Raw genomic sequence first — 26,838 nt, 5'->3', positions numbered from 1 at the left:
AATTAAAGAGAATGTTGCATATTGTTGAACCGGTGCATGGAACGCACAGGAATAGAGATCGACAAGGCCGTGCCATTTCCCAGGCTGCTTGCGATGATGAGTTCGCCTCCAAGCGCATGGATGCGCTCCCGGATCCCCATCAGTCCAAACGAATTTGTCTTTCTTCTATCGCCTGGCTGAAGTCCTTTCCCGTTGTCCTTTACCTGCATCAAAAAGCCGCATTCGTCTTGACTAAGAGTTATCTCGACTTCTGTAGCTTGGGCATGGCGGGTAACGTTGGCCAGCGACTCTTGCAAAATCCGAAATACTGCCGAGGTTTGGTCCGCATCCAATCCAAACTCTGCCCCTGGCGCGATCGTCACCAGTTTGCAGGCGATGCCGTTTCTCCGCTCAAATTGCTTTAGCTGCCACTCCACCGCTGGATACAAGCCCAGTTCCAGCGCAGCAGGACGCAGATCATTCATGATTGATTTCACGGACTTAATGGTGGCATTAATGTTGTTGAGTACTACCGATACCCGTTGATTCAGTTTTGGATGCGCATCTCCGGTGCGCGCGTACAGCGTGTCCACGTCCATTTTCAGCGCCAACAAATTTTGGCCCAGATCATCATGAATATCTTGCGCGATGCGTTTTCGTTCGCCTTCCTTGATGTTTTCCTGATGATCGGAAAGCCGGCGCAATTGGGTAAAGGATTGCTGCAGCAGTTCCGCTGACCGTTTTCTTTCGGTGATGTCGCGTATGCAGGCGATGACGACCGGTTGACCGTCCATCTGGAATGGGCTGAGGCTGATGTCAACAGGAAACTCGGTGCCGTCCTTATACACTGCGGTCAGCGGCCGGTTTAAATTTAACGGGTGCTGAGTCCTGCTGGTTTCAAATTTTTTACGGTAATGCGCATGACTGCTACGACTACTGAACGGCACCAGGTCATCGACATTCATGCCTTTCAATTCATTGAACGCATAGCCGAAAGCTGCCTGGGCAGCGCCATTGGCAAAGGTAATCATGCCGTCATTACCGATTAACAACATCGGTTCAGGCGCCGCTTCGACTATTTTATGCACCTGTGCCTGTTCAGCCTGTTTGCGATCGGTGATGTCTGTTTGAGTGCCGATCATGCGTAGCGCCTGGCCAGCCGCATCACGGCTGATCACCATGCCGCGGGAAAGATTCCAATCCCAACTGCCGTCCTTGTTCCGCATCCGATATTCGCTAAGGTAGACCGGCGTTTTACCCTCTAAACACGCCTGGAGTTTTGCCATCACACGTGACTTGTCGTCTGGGTGAACACGGTTTCCCCAGGCGTCAAAAGTGTTTTCTATTTCATCCTCGGCATAGCCCAGTATCTGCTTCCAGCGGGTCGAAAAATACACTTCATTGGACACGACATTCCAGTCCCATACACCATCGCCCGCACCTTCGAGTGCGAATTTCCAGCGAAATTCGCTTTCCTGCAGTGCTTGTTTGCTGATTTCAAGACGGCGGTACGAATGGAGCGCAACATGAGCACTCAGGAACATGATCATCATCATCAACAAAATGCCTGTGCCTCCAATCAACAAATCTTCCTGCAAATCCTGGCTCAACGCCTGGACGGATATTCCTACAATTACATTCAAAGGCATGTTTTCAAGAGCACGGGAACTGTAGATCATCGTACGGTCATCAACCGGACTGTTCACCTGGAAGGACTTGATCGGTGCTTCCTGCGTTTTCCCAAAGAGATCAGAGTGCAATAAGCTGGCCGCGAACGTTTGCTCGAATAGAGGAACACGGGCAATTATTTTGCCACCCTGATGGACCAGAGCGATCGAGATATCCTTATTCAATCGCGCGAATTCGAACATCGAGGCAAAACGGGCAGCATCCATCGGTGCGACGATAACGCCCAGGAACTCGCCTTGTGCGCTTACAACGCGCCGGCTCAGTGTGAAAATCCGTTTCTTTGTTGTTTTTCCTATCATCGGCTCACCAACATACAGGCCTTGATCAGCCTGACTCCCGGCGTGTGCCTTAAAGTAGCCGCGGTCTGCATATGACTTTCCCTGAGCCGCACTATTTTTAGATGCCACGATGCCAACCCCGTTAGCATCGATAAATATCGTCCAGAAATCATCACTGGAAGCAGGGTCATCGCGCGCCAGCAATGGTTGGATGGTTGCTACGGAATTGCGCTTCTCCGGCGGCAACGCCTTGATGGCATTCACAAACCCCATCAGCGCAAAATCGACGCGCTGGATCGAATCTGACACATGGGCTGCAATCGTTTGCACGTAGGTTTTGGCCTGGATGCGCGCCGCATTTTCCTGCTCGCGAAAGGATGAGTAGATTTCCCAGGACACGGCCGCGATGGATAGGCAGGCGACCGCCAGCAAGCCCATCACCAGACGACGACGGAAGAGGGAATATTCCAGGGACACACGCACAAGGGGAGATTTCATGATCTGGCCCGCATCATGGCAGGCGCCGTATAAGAAAGTGGCATTGAAACATCGAGGCCTTTAGTTGCATGAATGTATCTGTTATTTGGACTAGAGCATACGTGCAGAAGATGCTTAAGTCTATTGGGCGATAGCCTTTACACGATTCCGCCACGTCCGCCATTCGGCCGCATTGGGAGTATCTGGAAATGGCTTTTCTATCTTGTCCGGCACATGCGCGTTGTCTAGATGCAGTGTTGCTGCGTTTAAATTTTACCGGCTCTGAATTTACCAAAATGCCCAAGGCAATATGGCTCTTGTTATTTACCGTTGAAAATCTATTTCAAGTAAAAACAAAGGAGTATGGTCATAAATATGTATATCTACGCATATATCTTGTGCAGCTTTAAAAACACATTATCCAGTATGTTTTTAAGCATGACAGGAGAACGCACACAAAAACGCCCTTCCCTGACGCCACAAGATCACATCGGTCTGGGGATTATCAGGAGCGAAAGAAGACTAACGGATTTTGACCAAGTGGCAAAGTAAGCAACTCCAGGATCATCAAAAACTTTGATCTTACGTAAAGATGACTTTATGCGGATGCTTATTATTGAGCCATATGTTAATTAAAAAATAACGATGTAACTGAACGTGTCATCGCGTATCGAACCGCATTTAGACAATCGTGTCTCTTCAAGACACGGCGGATTCAATCACGAGATGCAACCGGAGCATAGCCTATCTGAAGAGAGCATTATTTTGCGCCCACGTGTTCTATTAGTCGCCTCAGAAGCCATTCCACTTGTCAAAACCGGCGGTCTTGCCGATGTCATTACGGCCCTCACCGCCGCTTTGCGCGAAAAAAATATCGATGCCAGTATTTTGATGCCTGGCTATCCGTCTGCGCTCGATGGAGCGACAGGATTGGCCAAAGTTGCCGCTCTGGATGATCTTCCAGGCGGGCCCGCATGCTTGCATCAGGGATTCATTCCAGACAGCGATATTCCGGTTTTTTTGTTGGAAACCGAGAGCTTTCGCGCCAGGTCCGGCAATCCGTATGTGGATGCGAACGGCAAGGATTACGCTGACAATGCAACGAGTTTTGCCGCGCTTGCCCATGCGGCCGTGCGCATTTGTGCAGGTCGCACTCCGCTGGCCGCGCCGCATGTCGTGCATGTCAACGATTGGCACGCGGGCTTGGTTCCCCTGCTGCTTCGCACCAACGACATCCGGCAAGTCGGTTCGGTGTTGACGATCCACAACCTGGCGTTTCAAGGCAATTATCCGATCGAACTCGGGCCTGCACTCGGCATACCCGCCGACATGCTGAATCCGGATGGGATCGAGCTCTGGGGCAAGCTCAGTTTCCTGAAAGCAGGCATCCAGTATGCCGATCGCATTTCCATCGTCAGCGAGTCGTATGCCAGGGAAGTGCTGACGCCGCAATTCGGCAACGGCCTGGACGGCGTTCTCAATCATCGCAAGCAGGCAATCGTTCCGATTTCCAACGGGGTCGACATGAACCTCTGGAACCCGGCAAAAGATCCATTGATTGCGCGACATTTTTCACGGCGCACGCGGCGCAATAAGAATTTCTGCAAACAGGATTTGCTGAAAATGTTTAACCTGCCGGTAGACCCGTTCGCGCCGCTGCTTGCGCTGGGCAGCCGGATCACCCATCAAAAAATGGCGGATGTCGCGCTGGAGGCACTCCCCGCCATCTTTGATAAATATCCGCGCGTGCAAGTCGTGGTGCTAGGGCGCGGAGACCATGTCTATGAAAACGGATTCATGGAGCTGGCCCAGCGCTATCCGGGCCGGCTCGGTGTTTATATTGGCTACGATGAACGACGCGCACATGCGCTGCATGCAGGCGCTGACATGTTGCTGCACGGCACCAGATTTGAGCCTTACGGCTTGACCCCGATTTATTCCATGCGTTACGGCACGATTCCGATTGCGTCCAGGGTCGGCGGCTTGATCGATACGATTGTCGATCCGGGCTCCGGCAGCGCAGGCAGCACATTGTGCAAGGGCGCGAACGGCATACTTTTCGATGGCGAACAGCCGGCGGACATGATCGCCGCGGTAGACCGCGCGTTTGCGATATTCGGCAATGCCGGCGACTGGCTGACCATGCAACGCAATGCGATGAGCGGCGACTTTTCATGGAACGGTCCGGTACGAAAATATATCGAGATGTATTCCGAAATCGCGTCGGCAGCTGCGAAGCCGCTATTCATAAACGCGCTGTCTGTCAAATCCAGCGAGGGGCCGGATTTGGCTGTGGCACAAATGTGAGCAGACTAGTTTTCTCTTCCCCTTTCAAGGGGGAGGCCGGGTGGGGGATGGGTGGGGGATGGATTTATGGTGCGGCAAAAAACCCATCCCCTCCCTAACCCTTCCCCTCCCCTTGATGGGGAGGGAATACCCAGCCTGATTGCATGTATCGCCCTAGCGCGCTAAACAGTTACGAATGTATTCAGTTTTTAACCGGACACGAGTAATGCCAAGAAATAAAAATATCAAGCAGTTAAAGATCCAGCCGGTGCCGGAACACCTTACCGATCATGATATTTATTTATTCAAGCAGGGCACGCATTTCCGCTTATACGACAAACTGGGCTCGCATCCGGTGCAACAAGATGGCGTGGCGGGCACCTGGTTCGCCGTGTGGGCGCCGAATGCCGCGCAAGTTTCCGTCATCAGTGAATTCAATAATTGGGACAAGCAGGCGCACCCGCTTGCCTTGCGCGACGATGACTCAGGCATCTGGCAGGGCTTCATCGCGGGTATTGGTCACGGCGCTGCATACAAATATCACATTGCGTCGAAATACAATGGTTTCCAAGTGGACAAGGGTGATCCGTTTGCATTCTGTTGGCAGCTATCGCCCAGCAATGCGTCCCGCATTTGGCAGCTCGACTACGATTGGGGCGATGCCCAATGGATGCATGACCGCCACACGGCCAACGCGCTCGATGCGCCCTTGTCCATCTATGAAATGCATCTCGGCTCCTGGATGCGGGTGCCGGAAGAAGGCAACCGTTTTCTCACCTATCGCGAAATCGCACCGCGCCTTGCCACCTATCTGAAAGAAATGGGCTTCACCCATGTCGAACTGATGCCAGTGACCGAGCATCCGTTTTACGGCTCGTGGGGCTATCAAACTACCGGTTACTTTGCGCCGACGGCTCGATACGGAGCGCCGGAAGATTTTATGTTTCTGGTGGACCACCTGCATCAGAACGGCATCGGAGTGATTCTCGATTGGGTGCCGTCGCATTTTCCTAACGATGAATACGGACTCGCCTATTTTGATGGCACCAATTTGTACGAACATGAGGACCCGAGGCAAGGTTTCCATACCGAATGGAGTAGCTGCATTTTCAATTACGGGCGTAACGAAGTGCGCAATTTCCTGGCTAGCAGTGCGCTGTTCTGGCTGGAAAAATACCATATCGACGGACTGCGGGTAGATGCAGTGGCGTCAATGCTGTATCTCGATTACGCCCGCAAGCCCGGCGAGTGGATACCAAACGTGCATGGCGGCCATGAAAACCTGGAAGCAGTCAGCTTTCTGCGTGATCTCAATCTGGCCATCTACCGCGACCATCCCGACGTGCAAACCATCGCCGAAGAGTCGACCGCGTGGCCGCTGGTGTCCCATCCACTCTACTTGGGCGGGCTGGGTTTCGGAATGAAATGGAATATGGGGTGGATGCACGACACGCTGGTGTATTTTTCCCTTGACCCGATCAACCGCAAATATCACCAGGATCAGCTGATATTCAGCATCTGGTACGCATTTACAGAAAACTTCGTGCTGCCGCTGTCGCACGATGAGGTGGTGCATGGCAAGGGTGCATTGATTGGCAAAATGCCTGGCGACGCTTTTCAGCAATTTGCCAACCTGCGTTTACTGTATGGATACATGTGGGCGCATCCCGGCAAAAAACTGCTGTTCATGGGTTGCGAGTTCGGACAACGGCACGAATGGCAACATGAGGAAAGCCTGGACTGGCACCTGCTGCAGTACCCGGAACACCACGGCCTGCAGCGCTGGGTGCAGGATCTCAACCGTTTTTACCGCAGTGAACCTGCGCTCCATGCGCTCGACTTTTCGCCGGACGGTTTTGAATGGATTGATTGCAGCGATGCCCAGCAAAGCGTGGTGATTTTCCTGCGCAAGGGATTGACACCGGAGGACATCGTGCTGGTGGTGTGCAATTGCACGCCGGTGCCGCGCCATAACTATCGCGTGGGCATACCGCACGGCGGATTTTGGCGCGAGCTGCTCAATAGCGATGCCACGCTGTATGGCGGCAGCGGCCAGGGCAATATGGGTGGCGTCGAGGCAGCGCCAATCCCGGCGCACGGCCGCAGCCATTCGCTGATGCTGACGCTGCCGCCGCTGGCAGTTGCTTATTTCAAGACTGGATAAGGCGGAATAAGGTGAAAGGAGCGGAAACATGCCTGGGACACCACTTGACGAAGGCCGCAGACGGGCCGTCATTGAGAACGTAAAGCCGGAAGTCGATGGCGGGCGGTTCCCCATCAAACGGGTTCTGGGCGAACGGGTCGTCATTGAGGTTGATGGCTTCGCCGACGGACATGATGTGTTGCGCTGCCTGTTGCGTTACCGCAATGAAAACGATGCAACTTGGTCCGAAACGGACATGCTGGCGCTGCCGAATGACCGCTGGCGTGGGGAATTCACGGTCACCGAGATCGGCCGCTATCGCTACACGCTGACCGCCTGGGTCGATCATTTTCTTTCCTGGCGTCATGACTTTGTACGCCGCACCGATCCGGACGATATTGCATTGGCGCTCCTGGCCGGGGCGGAATTGGTCGCCGCTGCTGCCAACTACGCCAATGGCGATGATGCCGCCCGCCTGACGGCGCTGCACGACGCGCTGTCAGGCGAACACGACATCACCGCGAAACACAACATTGCCTTGTCCGACGAGTTAAGCCTACGGATGGCGCGCTATCCGGATCGGCGCTTTGCCTGCGAACTTGGGCGGGAACTAGTGGTTGTGGTGGACCGCGCGCGGGCCAAATTCAGCACCTGGTACGAAATGTTTCCGCGCTCCGCCGCGCCGGAAGCAGACCAGCATGGCGCCCTCAAGGATTGCGAGGCGCGGCTGCCGTACATAGCCGCAATGGGGTTCGACGTGTTGTATCTTCCGCCGGTGCATCCGGTAGGTGTCGTCAACCGCAAGGGGCCGAACAACGTGCTGCAGGCGAGCCCGGACGATGTCGGCAGCGTGTGGGCGATAGGCAGCGCCGAGGGTGGCCACAAGGCGCTGCATCCCGGACTTGGCACGTTTGAAGATTTCCAATCGCTGCTGGCGCAAGCGCGCGCACTCGGCATCGAGATCGCACTCGACATTGCCTTCCAGTGCGCGCCCGATCACCCGTATGTGCAGCAACATCCGGCATGGTACCGGCACCGGCCGGACGGCAGCATCCAGTACGCCGAGAATCCGCCCAAGAAATATCAGGATATTTATCCGTTCGATTTTGAAAGCGCCGACTGGCTGGGCCTGTGGCAAGAGTTGAAGAGCGTCGTGAAATTCTGGATCGCTCAGGGCGTTTCCCTGTTCCGGATTGACAATCCGCACACCAAGCCGTTTCCATTCTGGGAGTGGCTGATTGGCGAAATCAAACGCGATCATCCGGAAGTACTGTTCCTGGCCGAAGCGTTTACCCGCCCGAAAGTGATGCACCGGCTCGCCAAACTCGGCTTCAGCCAGTCTTACACCTACTTCACGTGGCGCAATACCAAACAGGAACTGATCACGTATTTCACCGAGCTCGCACAAAGTGAAAGCCGCGAATATTTCCGGCCTAATTGTTGGCCGAACACGCCGGATATTCTGCCGGCGTATCTGCAATTCGGCGGCCGCCCTGCGTTCATGACGCGGCTGGTGCTGGCGGCGACTCTTTGCAGCAATTACGGCATCTATGGGCCGGCATTTGAATTGATCGAACGCAAACCGATAGCGGCGGTAAGCGAAGAATATAGGGATTCGGAGAAGTATCAATTGCGCCAATGGGATTTGGCCCATCCGGACAGCCTCAGTGAATTCATCGGACGGGTGAACCGTATTCGGCACACTAATCCGGCGTTGCAGAATGACTGGAACCTGCACTTTTTAACGGTAGATAACGATCAGTTGCTGTGTTACGGCAAGCTCACCGAGGACCTTTCCAACGTTGTAATAGTGGTGGTTAATCTGGACCCGCATCATCAGCAGTCGGGCTGGGTCGAACTTGATCCAGTGCAATTCGATCTTCCTGCCGATACGCAATACCAGATGCACGATTTACTGAGCGGAGCATGCTATCTCTGGCACGGTCCGCGCAATTTCGTGATGCTGGACCCTGCAATAACGCCGGCGCATATTTTTCAGCTACGCCGTCACCTGCGCACCGAGCGTGACTTCGATTACTTCTTGTAAGGAAGAGCGAATGAGCAAGGCGTTCAATCAGGCAACAGTGCAAATCGACTCTGCGACAGCGGTGGCGGCCGCCTCTGCTGCGGCGAAAGTCGCCTGGGCCAACGATCCGCTGTGGTACAAGGACGCCATCATTTACGAAGTCCATGTAAAAGCATTTTTCGACACCAATGGCGATGGCATCGGCGACTTCAAGGGACTTACCGAGAAACTCGGCTACATCCGCGATCTCGGCGTCAATACGATCTGGATACTGCCGTTCTACCCCTCTCCCCTCAAGGATGATGGTTACGACATTGCCGACTATCGCAATGTGCATCCGGACTATGGCACCCGCAAGGATTTTGCTTTGTTTGTGCGCGAGGCGCACCGCTGCGGGCTACGCGTGATCACGGAACTGGTCATCAATCACACCTCGGACCAGCATCCCTGGTTTCAGGCCGCCCGGCGTGCGCCGCCGGGCTCATCCAAGCGCAATTTTTATGTCTGGAGCGACACCCCGGATAAATACGCCGGAACCCGCATCATTTTTACCGATGCCGAAAAATCCAACTGGGCGTGGGACGATATCGCCAAAGCCTACTACTGGCACCGCTTTTTTTCGCACCAGCCGGACCTGAATATCGACAATCCGAGCGTGGTCAAGGCAGTGATACGCGTGATGCGTTTCTGGCTGGACCTCGGGGTGGACGGCTTGCGGCTGGACGCGATTCCGTATTTTTGCGTGCGCGAAGGCAGCAGCAACGAAAATTTACCTGAAACCCACGCGGTGTTGAAACAGATCCGGGCGGTTATCGATGCGCATTACAAAAATTGCATGCTGCTTGCCGAAGCCAACCAGTGGCCGGAGGACGTGCGCGATTACTTTGGCGATGGCGATGAATGCCACATGGCTTACCATTTTCCCTTGATGCCGCGCATCTACATGGCCATTGCGCAGGAGGATCGGCATCCGATCGTCGAGATCATGAGTCAAACGCCGGACATTCCGGACAATTGCCAGTGGGCGATTTTTCTGCGCAACCACGACGAACTCACGCTGGAAATGGTGACCCATAAAGAACGCGATTACATGTATCAGATGTACGCCGCAGACCCGCGCGCCCGTCTGAATCTGGGTATCCGGCGGCGACTCGCGCCGCTGATGGACAACGATCTGGACAAAATCAAGCTGATGAACAGCCTGTTGCTGTCCATGCCAGGCGCGCCGATTATCTACTATGGCGACGAGATCGGAATGGGCGACAACATTTATCTCGGCGACCGCGACGGCGTGCGCACACCGATGCAATGGAGTCCGGACCGCAATGCCGGCTTCTCCAACGCCGATCCGCAACGCCTGAAATTGCCGCCGATCATGGACCCGGAATACGGTTATCAGGCGCTCAATGTGGAAGCGCAATTGCGCAATCCATCGTCGCTGCTCAACTGGATGCGGCGGGTGCTGGCGGTGCGCAAGGCACATAAAGCCTTTGGCCGCGGCAAGCTTGAATTCCTGCGGGCCAGTAACCGCAAGGTCCTCGCCTATCTGCGCGAGGACGACGAGGAAATCTTTCTCTGCGTAGCGAATCTTGCACGCACCGCCCAGCCGGTGGAACTTGATTTGATGCGTCACCGCGACTGCGTGCCGGTAGAAGTCATGGGGCGCACAGCCTTCCCGCCAATCGGCGAGCTGCCCTATCTGCTGACCATGCCAGGTCACTGCTTTTACTGGTTCCGGCTCACCAAGGTCGAGGAAATGCCCGACTGGCACGAGGAACATGTGATGCACGAGGAACTGCCGGTGCTGGTGCTATTCGATGGCTGGAGCAGCTTGTTCCGGGACCGGGTGGTGCCATGGCGCATCGGCTTGGCCGAGAAGGTCCGTGCCCAGTTTGAAAAAGAAGTGTTGCCGCGCTTCGTCACCGCCCAGCGCTGGTACGCGGCGAAAGGCGAGCCGCTACGACGGGTGGCACTGGTCGATTACGTCGAGTGGGTCAATGAGAACACCAACACGCTGGTGGCTTTATTCCATACGGAGGGCGATGCCGCTGGCGCTGCACCGCAGGTCTATTTTTTACCGCTGACGCTGCTTTGGGAACGTGCCGAAGAAGAATCGCGACTACGCAAATTGCTGCCGATGACGGTGGCCAAGGTGCGGCAGCAGGCGCAAGTCGGCATCCTGGCCGACGCTTTCGCCGACGAATCATTCTGCCGGGCGCTGGTGAGTGCGATCGGTTCCAATCAGGAAATGCGTTGCGCAGGCGGCACCATTCGCTTTTCTCCAACCGGCGTTTTCGCCGATCTTGTCGGGCCATCGTCGCCAGCGCAGCAACCACTTGAAGTGCATGTGCGCGCCGCGCAGACCAGCAATACCATTGTGGAACTGGGTGAGCGGGGCCTATTCCTGAAAGGCTACCGGCACCTGCAGATTGGCATAAACCCGGAAGTTGAGGTAGGACGCTTTCTCACCGAGAAAGCGCACTTCCCGCACAGCGTGCCGGTAGCCGGTACGGTGGAGTACACCTCGGACCAGGGCAGCACCATGATGTTGGCGATGCTGCAGGGATATGTCGAGAATCAGGGCGACGGCTGGACTTACACGCTGGATTACCTTGCGCGATTTTTCGAGCAATCCCAGATAGAGTCGCCCGAACTGCCAGACGTCCATGGCGGCTATCTGGCCCTGATTCGCGTGCTCGGACAACGCACCGCCGAGCTGCACATGGCGCTGGCAACGAAGTCAGGCGATCCAGCGTTCGATCCGGAGCCGATCGAACCAACTGATCTGGCGGACTGGATGCAGCGCATACGCGCAGAAGCCAGCGCGACGCTGGACCAACTAGCCCACAGCCGCAAGATGCTTGCCGAATCTGCACAGGCCCAGGCGGATGCCGTGCTTGAAAGGCGCGAAACGATCCTGCAGCGCATCGAGGGCTGCCTGCCGGAGCACGTGCAGGCGGTAAAAATTCGTTACCACGGCGACTATCACCTAGGCCAAATTTTGCTGACCCAGAACGACTTCGTAATTGTCGATTTCGAGGGCGAGCCGGCGCGCTCGCTTGCCGAGCGCAGGCAGAAGCACTCTCCGCTGGCGGATGTAGCCGGAATGCTGCGATCCTTTAACTATGCGATGCACACGGCGTTATTGCACAGCACGGCCGAACGGCCCGAGGACATGATTGTGTTCAAACCGCTTGGTCATGTCTGGGAGGCCGAGACAGCGCGGGTGTTCGTGGAAGCGTACCGGGAAGCGGGAGAGACATCGGGCCTGTACGCTTCATGGGAAGGCATGCAAGGTTTGCTTGATATGTTTCTGCTGGGCAAGGCGTTTTACGAGTTGCGTTATGAGTTGGCCAGCCGGCCGAGCTGGGTTCACATTCCACTGAGCGGCATATTGGATATTACCGGCAGCATAGCCAGACAAGATGGGGTGTAGCAAGCAATTAGGGTAAGTGATGTTACGCACGGTGCCTGCACGACATGAAAAGCATTGGACTGAATTTTTTGCGTGCAACATCAGTTAGAACGTAGCAAACACAGGCTTTCATGCCTGTACCTCTAACGCGATTCGAAAAGGGGTGTGATGGAACATGTGAATGTGTTGCTGGAGCCGCTACGGGTTTTTCTGATCCAAGTGGGCGAATTTCTGCCTAAGCTGGTGGTTGCGATCATTATCACGGTAGCCGGATGGCTGATTGCGAAGGCGATCAGGATCGCCGTTGTGAAGGGCTTGAAGTCAGTCAATTTCCACGTGCTGACCGAACGCGCCGGAATGGATTCTTTCCTGCAGCAAGGCGGAACCAAAACCGACACGACCCATATTCTTGGGGGCCTGATTTACTGGCTGGTCATCCTGGCCGCGCTGGTTCTGGCTTTCAACAGCCTGGGACTGGCCCATGTGACCGATCTTCTCGGGCGCATCATGCTGTTCGTTCCCCGGGTCATCCTGGCGGTGGTGATTCTCGCCTTCGGCTCCTACTTCGCCCACTTCATCGAAAACCTGGTCACCGCTTACGGCACGAATGTGGAATTGACCGATGCGGAGTTGCTGGGACGGTTGGCGCGCTACGCAATTATTGTCTTCGTGGTCCTGATCGCGCTCGACCAATTGAACATCGGCGGCGACATCGTGCGCCAGAGTTTTCTGATCATTCTGGCTGGGGTGGTGCTGGCGCTCGCCCTGGCGTTCGGGATCGCAGGGCAGAAATGGGCAGCGGCGCTGCTGCAGCGATGGTGGCCAAATGCGGACAAGGATGTGCGTGATGTGAGTGACCGCGATTAGTTTGAAACAACCGCGGCGTAGGTGCGAACTTATTTGCATCAGCTCGCACTTTTAACGATTCCATATGAGCTGATGCGAATAAATTCGCACCTACAAGAAAATGACATGCCAAAGCCACGTCTGCCTCGATGTCTTTTATAGCAGACTGAACAATTACATAATTGTTAATATATAAGGAGTATGTCTATTTTTATGGTATTTACAGCATATATTAATTGCGTAAATAAAATATACACAGCTTAGTATTAATAAATTGCAACGCCAGTTACAGCGTGAAATTTTCATTACTATTGGCCGGGAGTGCGCCATGAACAAAGTCATCACCGCCACTTGGCCGGGCAAACCCTACCCGCTGGGAGCGACCTGGGATGGGGAAGGCGTGAATTTCGCCTTGTTCTCGGAGCATGCCGAAAAAGTCGAACTCTGCATTTTCGACAACAAGGGCCGCCACGAAATTCAGCGCCTGACCCTGCGCGAGCGCACCAACCAGGTCTGGCACTGCTATCTGCCGGAAGCCCGTCCCGGCCTGCTCTACGGCTACCGGGTGGCCGGCCCTTATGATCCGAAGCGCGGTCATCGCTTCAACCGGCATAAATTGCTGCTGGACCCATATGCGCGTGACATCGTCGGCAACATCCTCTGGAGCGATGCGCATTTCGGTTATCGGATCGGCAGCCGCAATGCCGATCTATCCTTCGATCGGCGCGATAGCGCACGCGGCATGCCGAAATGCCGGGTGATTGACAGCGCTTTCACCTGGGGCGATGACCGGCCGCCGCGCATCCGATGGCATCAGACCGTGATCTATGAACTGCACGTCAAAGGCTATACCGCGCTGCATGCCGAAGTGCCGGCACAATTGCGCGGGACTTATGCCGGACTCGCCACGGCACCGGCAATCGAACATCTGCTGCGACTCGGCATCACCGCCGTGGAACTGCTGCCGGTGCATGCCTTCATCGACGACCGGCGACTGGTGCAAAAAGGCCTGCGCAATTATTGGGGCTATAACTCGATTGGCTTTTTTGCGCCCGAACAGCGCTACTCTGCGACCGGCTCCGTGAACGAGTTCAAAACCATGGTCAAGACGCTGCATTCGGCTGGTATCGAAGTCATCCTCGATGTGGTCTACAACCACACGGCCGAAGGGAATCAGCTCGGCCCTACGCTGTGTTTTCGCGGCATCGACAACGTCGCTTACTACCGCCTGCAGCCCGACGATCCGCGTTACCACGTCGACTACACCGGCACCGGCAACACCCTCAACATGATGCACCCGCGCGTGTTGCAACTGATCATGGATAGCCTGCGCTACTGGGTGCTGGAAATGCATGTGGATGGCTTCCGCTTCGATCTTGCGGCGACCCTGGCCCGTGAATTGCACGAAGTGGATCGGCTTGGCGCCTTCTTCGACATCATTCATCAGGACCCGGTGCTGTCCCAAGTCAAACTGATCGCCGAGCCCTGGGATTTGGGCGAAGGTGGCTATCAGGTGGGCAATTTCCCGGTGGGCTGGGGCGAGTGGAATGACCGCTACCGCGACACAGTGCGCGCCTACTGGAAAGGTGACGGCGGACTGATCGGCGACCTGGCCTACCGGCTCACCGGATCGAGCGATCTGTATGAACAGAGCGGACGACGCCCCTACGCCAGCATCAACTTCGTCACCGCCCACGACGGCTTCACGCTGCACGACCTGGTGAGTTACGACGACAAGCATAACGAAGCGAACCAGGAAGACAGTCGCGATGGCACCGACAACAATATCAGCTGGAATTGCGGGGTTGAGGGGCCATCCGACGATCCCGAAATCAGCGCGCTGCGGGTGCGCCAGAAGCGCAATTTTCTCGCCACCTTGCTGCTGTCTCAGGGTGCGCCGATGATAGTGGCAGGAGACGCCGTTGGCCACACGCAGAACGGCAACAATAACGGCTACTGCCAGGACAATGAGTCGAGTTGGGTACACTGGAATTTGACGCCGGAAGATACGAAATTGCTCGCATTTACGCAGCACCTCGTTGCACTGCGCAAAGCGCATCCGATTTTTCGCCGACACAGTTTTTTCCAGGGACGCGGCATCAAAGGCAGTGAAATCAGGGACATTCTCTGGCTCAATCCCGACGGGATAGAGATGAGCGATGAGGAATGGCAGCGTTCCTTCGCCCGTTGCCTCGGCTTGTCACTCTCCGGCGAGGCGCTGGATGAGAAGGATGAGAGAGGCCGTCCGCTGCTGGACGACAATTTTCTTCTGCTGTTAAACGCCCATCATGAAATGATCCACTTTGCCATGCCGACTTTCGTAGCCGGCACCCACTGGCGCACGTTAATCGATACCCACTACGGAATGGAACTGAAACCGGACAGCATATTCTCGACCGGCGACAACTATCCGCTCGAAGCGCGTTCCCTGGTGCTACTGATGGAAATACCGCGGGAGCCTGCAAGTTTGATCGAAAATCAGAATGCAACGCCAGCATAGGATGCCGTTCGGGGCGGAGTTGGCCGATGGCGGCGTGCGCTTTCGCTTATGGGCCCCGGCCGCACAAAGCGTCGCGCTGTGCCTGACCCTGGCCGGCGCTGAACATATGATCGCGATGACGCGCATGGCCGATGGCTGGTTCGAGCTGCTGACCGATCACGCCCATGCCGGGTGCCGTTATTGCTACCGGATCGACGGCACACTCACGGTACCCGACCCCGCCTCGCGCTGCAATCCGGACGACGTGCATGGTGCAAGCTGCGTGGTCGATCCCGCTGCGTTTAACTGGCATGACACCGATTGGCGCGGGCGCTGCTGGGAAGATGCGGTGATCTACGAACTCCACGTCGGCACCTTCACCCCGGCAGGCACGTTTCTGGGCGTCGAAAAACAGCTCGATTACCTGGTTGCGCTGGGCGTCACCGCGATCGAGCTGATGCCGGTGGCCGACTTTCCGGGCGCGCGCAACTGGGGTTATGACGGCGTTCTTCTGTTCGCTCCGGACAGCCGCTATGGCCGGCCGGAGCACTTGAAGTCGCTGATCGAAAGCGCCCATCGCAAGGGGCTGATGGTTTTGCTCGACGTGGTATACAACCATTTCGGCCCCGAAGGCAATTATCTGCACGCCTACGCACCGCAGTTTTATACCGAACGCCATCACACGCCGTGGGGCGCGGCGATTAATTTCGATGGCCCCGGCAGCCGGACGGTGCGCGATTTTTTCATCCACAACGCCCTGTACTGGCTGGAAGAATTTCATTTCGACGGCTTGCGGCTCGATGCGGTGCATGCGATCTGCGACGATTCCGAGTCCGACATTCTGATTGAACTGGCGCAAGCAGTGCATGCGGGGCCGGGGCGGCAGCGGTCAATTCACCTGATCCTCGAGAACGATAGCAATGACACCCGTTATCTTGAGCGCGACGACGCCGGCCGGCCGCGCTGGTACACGGCCCAATGGAACGACGATATCCATCACGCGCTGCACGTGCTGGTGTCTGGCGAAAAAGATGGCTATTACGCCGACTATGCCGACTCTCCGATTGAGCAACTCGGCCGCTGCCTGACGCAGGGCTTCGCTTATCAAGGCCAGACCTCGCATTTTCACGATGGAAAACCACGCGGCACGCCGAGCGCGCATCTGCCCCCGACGGCCTTTGTTACATTCCTGCAAAACCACGATCAGATCGGCAATCGGGCTTTCGGCGAACGTTTGTCCTTGCTGGCCGACCCTGCGGCCTTGCGCGCGGTGACGGCAATCGTGTTGCTGGCCCCCTCGCCTCCCCTGATTTTCATGGGAGAAGAATTTGGCGCACTCCAGCCGTTTCAATTTTTCTGCAACTTCGGGCCGGACCTGGCGGCGGCGGTCACGCAAGGACGCCGCCGGGAATTTGCGGGCTTCACCCGGTTCACCCGATTCACGGAAGCGGGCCAGGTGGCGCATCTGAATCTGGCGGCGCTGCCGGACCCGTGCGATCCGGCCACTTTCAAGCGTTCCAGGCTTGACTGGAAACGCGCTGCTGCCATGCCGCCCCATGACAGTTGGCTGTCGCACTACCGGGCCCTGCTCGCGCACCGGCGCGATTTTGTCATGCCAAACTTAATCGGCACTCGCGGCGGGCAGGCGCAGCATGAAATTGTCGCCGGTTGCGGGCTGATGGTGCGCTGGCGGCTGGGCAACGATAGCGTTCTTAGCGTTGCGGCCAATCTTGGTGCGCAAGCGCTGTCAGGCTTCACGCGTCCGCCCGGAGAACTCTTTTATGCCAGCGACGCATCGGTGGCGGCAAGCTTCGCCAGCGAGCAGCTGCCACAACAGTTATCACAACAGTTGCCGCCCTGGTCGGTCGCGTGGTTCCTCGACACCAGCATGGAAAAACCTTGCCATGACTAATGCGTCACATCAAGCAATGCTGGACCGGCTGTGCGCCTTGTGCGGCATCGCGCCGGAGTACACCGATATCTGGGGTAACCGGCATGCAACTTCCGAGGAAACCAAGCGCTCGCTGCTGGCAGCCATGAAAATCGATGCAGAGAGTGCCGCTGATCTGGAGCATGCAGTTGAAGAATGCGAGGCGCAATCCTGGCGCAACATGCTTGCGCCAGTCCTGGTAATTGTTGAAACAGACGCCGCGCCTCAAATCGCGCTGGCGATGCCGATTGCAATGGTAGAAAACGTTTTTAGCTGGAGCTTGACGCTGGAATCCGGAGCAACTACCGGCGGACGATTCACGCCAGCCGATCTTGCCGTGCTCGAACACCGAAATATCGCAGGCACATTGTTTGTGCGCTATGTTTTGCCATTGCCATTACCAGCTGCGCTGGCAACCGGCTACCACCGGCTGGAAATTGACGCGGCAGATAATGTTTTAGTAGAGGGCGCAGAAACGGATGCATCGCAGCACAGCGCGATGATTTTGTTCGTGGTTCCTACCGTCTGTTACCTGCCGGCTGCGCTAAACGAAGACGGCCGGGTGTGGGGATTTGCGATTCAGCTATACGCGCTGCGCTCGCAACGCAACTGGGGTATCGGCGACTTTTCCGACCTGAGAAGCGTGGTGGAGTTCGCCGCACAATCCGGGGCCGGCTTAGTCGGCTCAAGTCCGCTGCACGCGCTGTTTCCGTGCGATCCGTCCCAAGCCAGCCCCTACAGTCCCTCCAGCCGGCGCTTTCTCAATGTGCTGTACCTGGACGTGGAAGGCATTGCAGACTTCGCCGAATGCGAGGCAGCCCGGAACACAGTGCGTGAACCTTTGTTTCAGGCGCATCTGCGCATACTGCGTGCTAGCGAACTGGTGAATTACGAAGAAGTCAGTGCGCTCAAGCTTCAGATATTGGAGCTGTTGTACAAGCACTTCCGCGCACATCATCTCGACTTGGACAGTCCGCGCGCAATCGCCTTTCGCGCTTTTCAGGAGCAAGCCGGAGAAGCGTTGCGGTGCCAGGCGTTGTTCGAAGCGCTGCAGGAGCATTTCTCCCGCAGCGACAGTGCCATGCACGGCTGGCATCAGTGGCCGCAGGATTACCAAGACCCATTTTCTGGCCCGGTTGCCGCATTCGCGGCTGCACATGTGGAGCGCATCGAATTCTATGCATACCTGCAATGGAACGCCGAACTGCAATTGACAGCGGTTGAACAGCGCTCCCTGGAGCTTGGGCTGGGCGTCGGCCTGTACCAGGATATTGCGGTGGGCGTCGCCGCCGATGGAGCCGAGTGCTGGGCCGAGCAGACACTGTATGCCCGTCACACCTATATCGGAGCACCCGCAGATGAATACAATACGTTGGGCCAGGACTGGGGGCTGCCGCCGCTGATTCCGCAACGCCTGCGCGCAGCGGCCTATGCGCCATTCATCGAGACCTTGCGCGCAAACATGCGCCACTCCGGTGCGCTGCGGCTCGACCATGTGATGGGGCTGATGCGGCAGTTCTGGGTGCCGGCCGGCGGCATACCGAGCGCCGGCACTTATGTGCGTTACCCGTTTTCTGATCTGCTGGGAATCGTGGCGCTGGAGAGTCATCGCAATCGTTGCACGGTGATCGGCGAAGACCTGGGCACCGTCCCGCCGGAGGTGCGCGACGCACTCGCGCAAAGTGCGGTGCTGTCCTACCGGCTGTTGTATTTTGAAAAAAACCAGGATGGAGGATTCAAGGCGCCGGCCGATTATCCTGCCCGGGCGCTGGTGGCGGCAAGCACCCATGACTTGCCGACCCTTGCCGGCTATTGGCTGGGACACGACATTGATCTGCGTTGTGCGCTTGACTTGTTCCCTTCGGTCCAGTTGCGCGACGCCCAGCTGTTGGACCGGTCTCAGAGCCGAACCCAGCTTCTGATGGCGCTGGAGCGGGCGGAGTTGCTGCCCGCCGGCGCCAGCGTGAATCCGGTTGCCTATCCCGAGATGACCGACGCACTGTCGCTCGCAGTCCACATCTACCTGGCGCGCACTCCGGCCAAATTCATGGTGGTGCAGCTGGAGGACATATTAGGACAAGTGGAGCAAGTCAATTTTCCTGCCAGCGGCGGCAAGTACCCCAACTGGCAACGCAAATTGACGCTCGATCTGGAGCAATGGACGAGGGACTCGCGTGTGCAAGCACTGACGACCGCGTTGCGGCAGGTACGCGGAAGTGACGGTGGCGTACCTGCTGCCGCCACCGGAACCAACCAGCCCGCCACGGTATTGCACTCGACGCCGCAAGTTACCCACATTCCGCGCGCCACTTACCGCCTTCAGTTCAACCGCGCATTCACCTTCGTCCAGGCCGAACAGCTGATTTCCTATCTGGACGCGCTCGGTGTCAGCCATTGCTACGCCTCGCCCTATTTCAAAGCGCGGCCGGGCAGCACGCACGGCTATGACATCATCGACCACAATGCGCTCAACCCCGAGATCGGCACCGAGCTGGAGTTCGATCGTTATGTCGCGGCATTGCAGCGTCACGGCATGGGGCAAATCATCGATATCGTGCCCAACCACATGGGCGTGATGGGCAGCGACAATGGATGGTGGCTGGACGTGCTGGAGAATGGGCAATCTTCGCTGTATGCGGAATTCTTCGATATCGACTGGACCCCGCAGAAGGAGGAGTTGCGCAGCAAGGTGCTGGTGCCGGTGCTGGGCGACCAGTATGGCAACGTGCTCGAGCTGGGGGGATTGAAACTGGTTTTCGACGAATCACGCGGCGAATTCAGCATCTGGTATGACGAGCACCGCTTCCCGCTGGACCCGCGCGAGTATTCGCGCATCGCCGGCCATCGGTGGCAACAATTGGCGGAAAAACTCGGCGCGGATCAGCCCCAACTGCTGGAGTTTCAAAGCCTCGTCACCGCATTCAGTCATTTGCCGCAGCGCACCGATCTGGCGCCCGAACAAAGGGCGGAACGCAGCCGCGACAAGGAAATCCACAAGCGCCATCTGGCCGCACTGTGCGCCGCGTGCGCCGACATCGCCCTGTTTGTCCAGCAGAATATCGACGAATTCAACGGCGATCCTGGAAACCCGGAAAGCTTCAACCTCTTGCATCAGTTGATCAAGGCACAGGCTTACCGCTTCGCCTATTGGCGCGTGGCCGCCGACGAAATCAATTACCGCCGCTTTTTCGATGTCAACAGCCTGGCCGGGCTGCGGATGGAACGCGCAGAGGTTTTCGATGCCACACATCGCCTGCTCTTCGATCTGGTTGCGAAAGGAAAAGTGGACGGCGTGCGCATCGACCATCCGGACGGACTGTACGATCCCTTGCAATACCTGCGTCGATTGCAGCAGGTTTGCGGGCGCGCATCGACCCAGCCGGATGCCGGCCTAACCGAGGTTTCAGCCGAGGTTGCAGCCAACCGCAGCGGGCTTTACATCGCGGTGGAGAAAATCATTGCCAGCTACGAACATCTGCCCACACAGTGGCCGGTGCATGGAACCACCGGTTATCGGTTCGGCAGCGTGGTCAACGGCGTGTTTGTCGATACCGGGAACGAAGAGCGCATGGACCGCATATACGCGGCTTTTATCGGCGAATCGATCGATTTCAGCGAGCAGCTCTACCGCAGCAAGAAACTCATCATGAAAGTCGTTCTGGCCAGCGAACTCAATGTGCTGGCCAACCAACTGGACCGCATTGCGCAGCTGGACCGGCACACCTGCGATTTCACGGCAAATAGTTTGCGGGATGCCTTGATCGAGATCACCGCTTGTTTTCCGGTGTACCGCACTTACATCACTGCCGATGCGGTATCGGAAGATGACAGGCGCTTTATCGGCTGGGCGGTATCGGCCGCCAAAAAGAGGAGCCAGGCCGCAGACATCAGCGTCTTCGATTTTGTACGCGCAGCGCTGCTGACCAGCATCGCCGAGAACACAGGGCCAGCATATCGCGACGCCGTGACAAAATTTGCGATGAAGTTCCAGCAATTCACGGGCCCGGTGATGGCGAAAGGGATGGAGGACACCTGCTTTTATATCTACCACCGGCTGACCTCGCTCAACGAGGTGGGCGGCGACCCACGCACCTTCGGCATCACGCTGGCGGCATTTCACGCAGCAAGCCAGGATCGCGCCAAAAACTGGCCGAACACCATGCTCGCCACCTCGACCCATGACGGCAAGCGCTCCGAAGATGTGCGGGCGCGCATCAACGTCCTGTCGGAGATGCCGGCGCTGTGGAAACTGCGCCTGCACCGCTGGAACCGATTCAACCGCAGCAAGAGAGTGCAATTGGGCGAAGATGGCGTAACCGCACCTACGCGCAACGACGAATACCTGCTGCATCAGACGCTCATCGGCGCATGGCCGCTGGAACCGTTGGACCAGGCGGCATTGGCCGGATTCTGCGAACGCATCGAAAGCTACATGCAAAAAGCGATCAGGGAGGCCAAGATAAACAGCAGCTGGATCAACCCCAATCTGGAATATGAAAGCGCGGTATCGAAATTCATCAAGGCTCTGCTCGCGCCGGGCCAGAAGCCGCCGAACATGAATCCATTGAATCCATTCATTGCGGATCACTTGCCATTCCAGAGGCTGGTTTCCCGGCTGGGCATGTTCAATAGTTTGTCGCAGACCTTGCTCAAATTGACCTCTCCCGGCGTGCCCGATATTTATCAAGGCAACGAACTATGGGATTTCAGTCTGGCCGACCCGGACAATCGAAGGCCTGTGGACTACCGGCGACGGCGCACCATGCTGGATGCATTGCAAACGGATTTTGCAGTCGATTCCGATCAGTGTGCCGAACGCGCCAGCGCGCTGTTGCATACGATGGAAGATGGCCGCATCAAGCTATATCTGACTTGGCGGACGCTGGAGCTACGCCGGCAATGCGAAATCCTGTTTCGCGACGGAGATTACCTGCCGCTGCGGGCGGAAGGCATCCGGGGCGAGCATGTTTGCGCTTTCGCGCGGTGCTGCAAGGAGGCTGCAGTCGTCATTGTCGCCCCCAGGTTTTTTTACGCGCTGGTTGCTGATGGCGATCGCGTCCCTGCGGGAGCCGAGGTCTGGGCTGACACCACTATCGACCTGCCGCAGGGCTTGGCCGGCAAAACGTGGAGGAATGTTTTTACAAATGAAACCATCTGCAGCCAGGAACCGGAAGGACGGCGGCTTGGAGTCGCCGAGCTATTAGCCCGTTTCCCCTATGCGTTGTTGCTTTGTGTGGTTGAGACTTGAAACGGGGCGTTCCCAGGATCATGCAAGTGCGCTGGCCGCACCGCGCATAGCGGCATCGGGAGCCTGAATCACGTAACAAGGGATGGCCGACAGATAGCTGGATAAGCGGCCTTTTTCCTCGAAACGCTGCCGGAACGATGATGTTTCGAAATAACTTCCGAGTCGCGGCACAACCCCGCCACCAATATAAACGCCCCCTCTGGCGCCGAGGGTCAGGGCCAGATTTCCGGCCGCGGCTCCCAGCATCGCGCAGAAAGTCGCGAGCGTTTCCACACACGCGGGGCAACTATTGTCGAGCGCTCGCGCACTAATTTGCGCGCTAGAAAGCACTTCCGGCGCGACGCCTTCGCCTTGCAATGCCGCAATGGCGCGATAAAGAGTGGACAGGCCCATGCCGGATACCAGCCGCTCGCAGGAAACATGGCTGAATTCACGCCGCACCACGGCCAGAATATCCATCTCGCGCTGGTTGGACGGGCTGAATGTGATGTGTCCTCCTTCACCGTGCAGCGGCACCCAGCCGCCGCCGCAGGGGATCAATCCGGACATGCCGAGCCCGGTGCCGGGACCGATCAACGCCAGCGGCGTATGCGGCACCGGCTCGCCGCCGCCGACTTGATGCAATTCGCTGGGTTTGAGCAGCGGCAACGCCATTGCCAGCGCGGTAAAGTCGTTCAGCACCAGTAGCTGGTCGAACCCCAGCCGCTGTCGCGTCGCTTCAATCGAGAACGTCCAGCGCTGGTTGGTCATGCTGACCCGATCGCCGACGATGGAGGTGGCAATCGCGAGCGCTGCCCGCCGCGGCTTTGGCGCGCCACCGGCGAAGATGCCGGCCAACTGGTAATACTGCGTGATTGCATCCGCCAGATCGGCAAAATCGGCGCTGGCCAACTGCTGATAATGACTGAGCCCGGCGGCACGCCGCTCCATCAGCGCAAAACGCGCATTGGTGGCGCCAATGTCGGCGACAAGGCAGGGAAAAGAATTTGCTGGTGTCATGGCGTTCTCGCTTGGCTCGCTTCGGCCAACTTTAGCTACAGTCTGATGGGTCTATAGATATCAATATAGCGCGTCGCGGCCACAGAGCAACGGGAGTCCTGCGCCACAGTTCACTTGTGCGCCGAAAGAAGCATTAAATACAGCCAGCCGTTATCTTTGCACCATGATTTAAGCGTAGAAAAAATCATAAAAAACAGGGGTATAGTAAAAAATATATACATAACCGCATATATTTATAGATAATTTAAAAATACAGTATTCAGTACACAATAATTCATGGCAAACAAACCCGCATATGAACGCCCTGCCTTTAGCAAACGCTTGAGATCGGTATTTGAAGAGCGAGTCCGAGCCCTAGCCCTGGCCTGACAGTGTTAACACGCTTTTCTGTTACTGCAAAAAAAAAGCCACTTGTGTCCGGGATGCCGGAGCAAGTGGCTTTTTAATTTAAAAAAATGTCGCTTATCGTTATGGTTATTGGTTATTGCTGCGCAACAGGCTCCAGTTTGCGCTGCTTGACTAAGTCGCTTGCTTGCTGAATATCAGCGGCAAGACCGTCTTCTGCCATCTTGCGCTTGAAGTAAAGAATAAAAAAAACGCCCATTCCGATCATGAATGTAATCCCGATAATACTCATCAGGCCAGAAGTGGTAGAAAAAAGGTCGGTCAGCAGTTTCATAGTGGTAGCCCCTTGACGTTCAAAATGCTTACCTTAAACTTGTCCGGAGTCAACATGCATGATCTTTATCAACTTTGACAACCCTATCAACATCTTCTGGCTGGCTAAGTTGTTGCCAGAATTTACCGGCTACCGTCGGCAGTCTGGTGGAATGAAATTTTGGCACGAGGCGGAAGAATTGAGAGCGTCATTGCGCTGCAGTGTGAACCGGGTACTGTCTTAAATCCGATAAAAATTTACTGGGCAGAGGGTTCTTCTTTATTGCCCGGCAGAATTTTTGTGAACGGTCAATTGAAAACCAGCAGATTTGCGTGCTTGGAGCGTTTTAAGATTTGCCATGCCCTAGAGGACAACAGGCTGGTAACGGGTGTTTTGCGGGGGTTATAGGATGTTTTAGGGAGCTTGTGTTTTATTTAGGCAATAAAAAACCCACTGAGTAGTGGGTTAAATATTTGATTCATAACGATAAAACTGGAGGCGGGGACGGGAATCGAACCCATCTAAACGGCTTTGCAGGCCGCTGCATAACCTCTTTGCTACCCCGCCATTAATGCCTTTGCCGAAGGCGAAATTGTACTCGCTTTATTTATAATTCCAAAATATTTAACCAGAGCTTCACAACAACAAAAAAAATCTATAAAAATCAATAACTTGTAGATCAAAAAATCAGAAATAGCACCGCGTTCGGCGCTTGTGGGCTACGGTAAATTGTTATCGAATATTTGCCAATCGATAACACAAACGCTAATCCAAACTGGCGATCCGCGCATGCGCGCTGGTCTCCGGTGTAAGCGCATGCCATAGTTTATCCAGCACTTCCTGCGGCACGATCAAGCCGGTTGCTCCATTGACCTGGCATAAAGTGATGCTATGCATATCGCCCTAAACCGGCGAGGCCATAAATCACTTCAATAATCCACTGCCATCCGATTGATCGCAGGCATCCGGGTCAACTGCTCAAAGCGCAGCACCAGAATCAACGCGGTGGTGCCCAGCCCCACCACCAATCCCCACCAGACGCCGCTCGGTTCGGCATAGATGCTGCGGCTCAGGAATAGCGCGGTCGACATGCCGACGCCCCAGTAACCCAGAATCGACGCCATCATCGTATAGCGCGCATCCTTGAGCCCGCGCAAAGCACCCGCCGCGATCACCTGGGTGCTGTCGAACCACTGAAAACACGCAGCCACCGCCAATAGTTGAATCGCCAGAGCCGCCACCGCCTTGGACGAAGATGCGCCCTGCCCGACCAGCATGCCCACCAGCACATCGCCAAAAAATAAGTACAAGCCCGCCGTTAATGTCATCGGAATCAGGCCGATCAAAATGCCTTGCCGGCCTAGCCGTCTTGCTTCCCGCAGATTGCCGCTGCCGGCTGCTTCGCCCACCTGAATCGAGCTGGCATGCGACAGCCCGACTGCCATCATGAAAGTCAGAAATACGCACTGGTTGGCGATATGGTGCGCGGCCAGCGCAGTCGGGCCAAAATGACCGATGAGCAATGCCACGCCCGTGAACATGCCGGCTTCCACGCCATAACTGATGCCGATAGGCACGCCCAGCGATAGGGTTTCCCGAAAAATCGGGCTTTTAACGGTCAACAACCGCGGTCGGCGCAAATACCAGGCAAGGGAGCGGCGGCAATACAGCCACAAGGCTAACGCCATCAGGCCGAATATCAGGCTGCTGATAGACCCCAGCGCCATCAAAATATGGGGCACGGTCGTGGTAATCCAGCCCGCCTGCAGCATGAAAAACAGGCCGGCATTGAGCGCAATTTTGCACAACACCGCGCAAGCGGTAATGAAGGTGATCGGTCCCGGCTGCTTGAGGCCCACCGTCAAGCCGCGTAGAGTTGTAAACAGCAGGCTGGGAATGATGCCGATAGCCGCGGCCGGCAGGTACGCCATCGCGTTCGCTACCATCTGCTTGTCCTGCCCGGCCATCAGCAGCAAGGGACCGGATAGGGAAATCGCCAGAATCGCCACCAGCCCGATCACGACCGACAGAATCACTCCCGATTCGACCGCCGTGGCGATATTTTCCCGATTATTGGCGCCGCTTTCAAAGGCCACCTGGTTGCTGATTGCAATCAGTACGCCGGTGCAAATGATATGCACCAGAGAAAACACGGCGGTCGCCAGCGCGCCAGCCGCCAGCATCGTTACGCCGAGCCGGCTGAAGGTCACTGTATCGACCACCGCCATGGCGACAATCGCCATTTGCGCCAGGATCAGCGGAATTGCCAGTTTGAGCGTCCGGTGGCTGCCGTGCAGCACGCCGGGATTGACCTTTGCCAGATGCATTTTTAACCTATCGTACTTACTTACAGGAAATAGTCGGGAAATCAAGACTGGCATGGTA

13 protein-coding genes and 1 tRNA gene are annotated in these 26,838 nt (G+C 56.4%); 8 read left to right on the top strand and 6 right to left on the bottom strand.

The genetic code is table 11. From position 1 onward, the window contains the following. Positions 1–2: 2 nt before the first annotated feature. Positions 3–2,444, bottom strand: coding sequence for a PAS domain S-box protein (locus FKCLFG_RS06610; RefSeq protein ID WP_472615425.1), 2,442 nt, complete (start codon positions 2,442–2,444; stop codon positions 3–5). 744 nt (positions 2,445–3,188) lie between these two features. Between FKCLFG_RS06610 and glgA the strand changes: the two genes are divergently transcribed. From glgA to FKCLFG_RS06570, 8 genes are all read left to right on the top strand, one after another. Beyond that, the gene (glgA, locus tag FKCLFG_RS06605; protein WP_472615424.1) at positions 3,189–4,730 is read left to right on the top strand and encodes a glycogen synthase GlgA; all 1,542 of its coding nucleotides are present in this window, start codon (positions 3,189–3,191) and stop codon (positions 4,728–4,730) included. A 205-nt stretch (positions 4,731–4,935) separates the two neighbouring features. Next, a complete protein-coding gene (glgB, locus tag FKCLFG_RS06600) occupies positions 4,936–6,873 on the top strand; it encodes a 1,4-alpha-glucan branching protein GlgB (protein WP_472615423.1) in 1,938 nt (645 codons plus the stop codon). Between the two features lie 28 nt (positions 6,874–6,901). Continuing rightward, positions 6,902–8,899 (top strand): alpha-1,4-glucan--maltose-1-phosphate maltosyltransferase, encoded by a 1,998-nt coding sequence (locus tag FKCLFG_RS06595; RefSeq protein ID WP_472615422.1) that lies wholly within the window; start codon positions 6,902–6,904, stop codon positions 8,897–8,899. Between the two features lie 10 nt (positions 8,900–8,909). Continuing rightward, entirely contained in the window at positions 8,910–12,314 is a 3,405-nt protein-coding gene (treS, locus tag FKCLFG_RS06590) for a maltose alpha-D-glucosyltransferase (RefSeq protein ID WP_472615421.1), read from the top strand. Positions 12,315–12,461: 147 nt separating this feature from the next. Next, positions 12,462–13,160: a mechanosensitive ion channel family protein gene (locus FKCLFG_RS06585; protein WP_472615420.1), complete on the top strand. Its 699-nt coding sequence runs from the start codon at positions 12,462–12,464 to the stop codon at positions 13,158–13,160. Positions 13,161–13,467: 307 nt separating this feature from the next. Then, positions 13,468–15,639 carry a glycogen debranching protein GlgX gene (glgX, locus tag FKCLFG_RS06580; RefSeq protein ID WP_472615419.1) on the top strand — a complete coding sequence of 724 codons (2,172 nt, stop codon included), beginning with the start codon at positions 13,468–13,470 and terminating at the stop codon, positions 15,637–15,639. Further along, positions 15,623–17,530: a malto-oligosyltrehalose trehalohydrolase gene (gene treZ / locus FKCLFG_RS06575; protein ID WP_472615418.1), complete on the top strand. Its 1,908-nt coding sequence runs from the start codon at positions 15,623–15,625 to the stop codon at positions 17,528–17,530. Before glgX ends, treZ begins: the two co-directional genes overlap by 17 nt. Beyond that, positions 17,523–22,796 carry a malto-oligosyltrehalose synthase gene (locus FKCLFG_RS06570; protein ID WP_472615417.1) on the top strand — a complete coding sequence of 1,758 codons (5,274 nt, stop codon included), beginning with the start codon at positions 17,523–17,525 and terminating at the stop codon, positions 22,794–22,796. The genes treZ and FKCLFG_RS06570 overlap by 8 nt, the downstream gene beginning before the upstream one ends. 18 nt (positions 22,797–22,814) lie before the next feature. On the opposite strand, the gene FKCLFG_RS06565 is transcribed toward FKCLFG_RS06570, so the two are convergent. The 5 genes from FKCLFG_RS06565 to FKCLFG_RS06545 all read right to left on the bottom strand — a co-directional run bounded on the left by FKCLFG_RS06565 (position 22,815) and on the right by FKCLFG_RS06545 (position 26,780). Further along, positions 22,815–23,795 carry a glucokinase gene (locus FKCLFG_RS06565; RefSeq protein ID WP_472615416.1) on the bottom strand — a complete coding sequence of 327 codons (981 nt, stop codon included), beginning with the start codon at positions 23,793–23,795 and terminating at the stop codon, positions 22,815–22,817. A 481-nt stretch (positions 23,796–24,276) separates the two neighbouring features. Next, positions 24,277–24,474 carry a DUF3149 domain-containing protein gene (locus FKCLFG_RS06560; RefSeq protein ID WP_472615415.1) on the bottom strand — a complete coding sequence of 66 codons (198 nt, stop codon included), beginning with the start codon at positions 24,472–24,474 and terminating at the stop codon, positions 24,277–24,279. 472 nt (positions 24,475–24,946) lie between these two features. Further along, positions 24,947–25,020, bottom strand: a tRNA-Cys gene (locus FKCLFG_RS06555). Between the two features lie 198 nt (positions 25,021–25,218). Further along, positions 25,219–25,350, bottom strand: a complete 132-nt coding sequence (locus FKCLFG_RS06550) for a hypothetical protein (RefSeq protein ID WP_472615414.1) — start codon at positions 25,348–25,350, stop codon at positions 25,219–25,221. A gap of 32 nt (positions 25,351–25,382) precedes the next feature. Next, positions 25,383–26,780: an MATE family efflux transporter gene (locus tag FKCLFG_RS06545; protein ID WP_472615413.1), complete on the bottom strand. Its 1,398-nt coding sequence runs from the start codon at positions 26,778–26,780 to the stop codon at positions 25,383–25,385. Positions 26,781–26,838 lie beyond the last annotated feature (58 nt).

It is taken from the genome of Gelidimonas denitrificans, assembly GCF_055694065.1.
The sequence above is the reverse complement of the archived record's forward strand: the minus strand, read 5'-3'. Positions and strand labels throughout refer to the sequence as shown.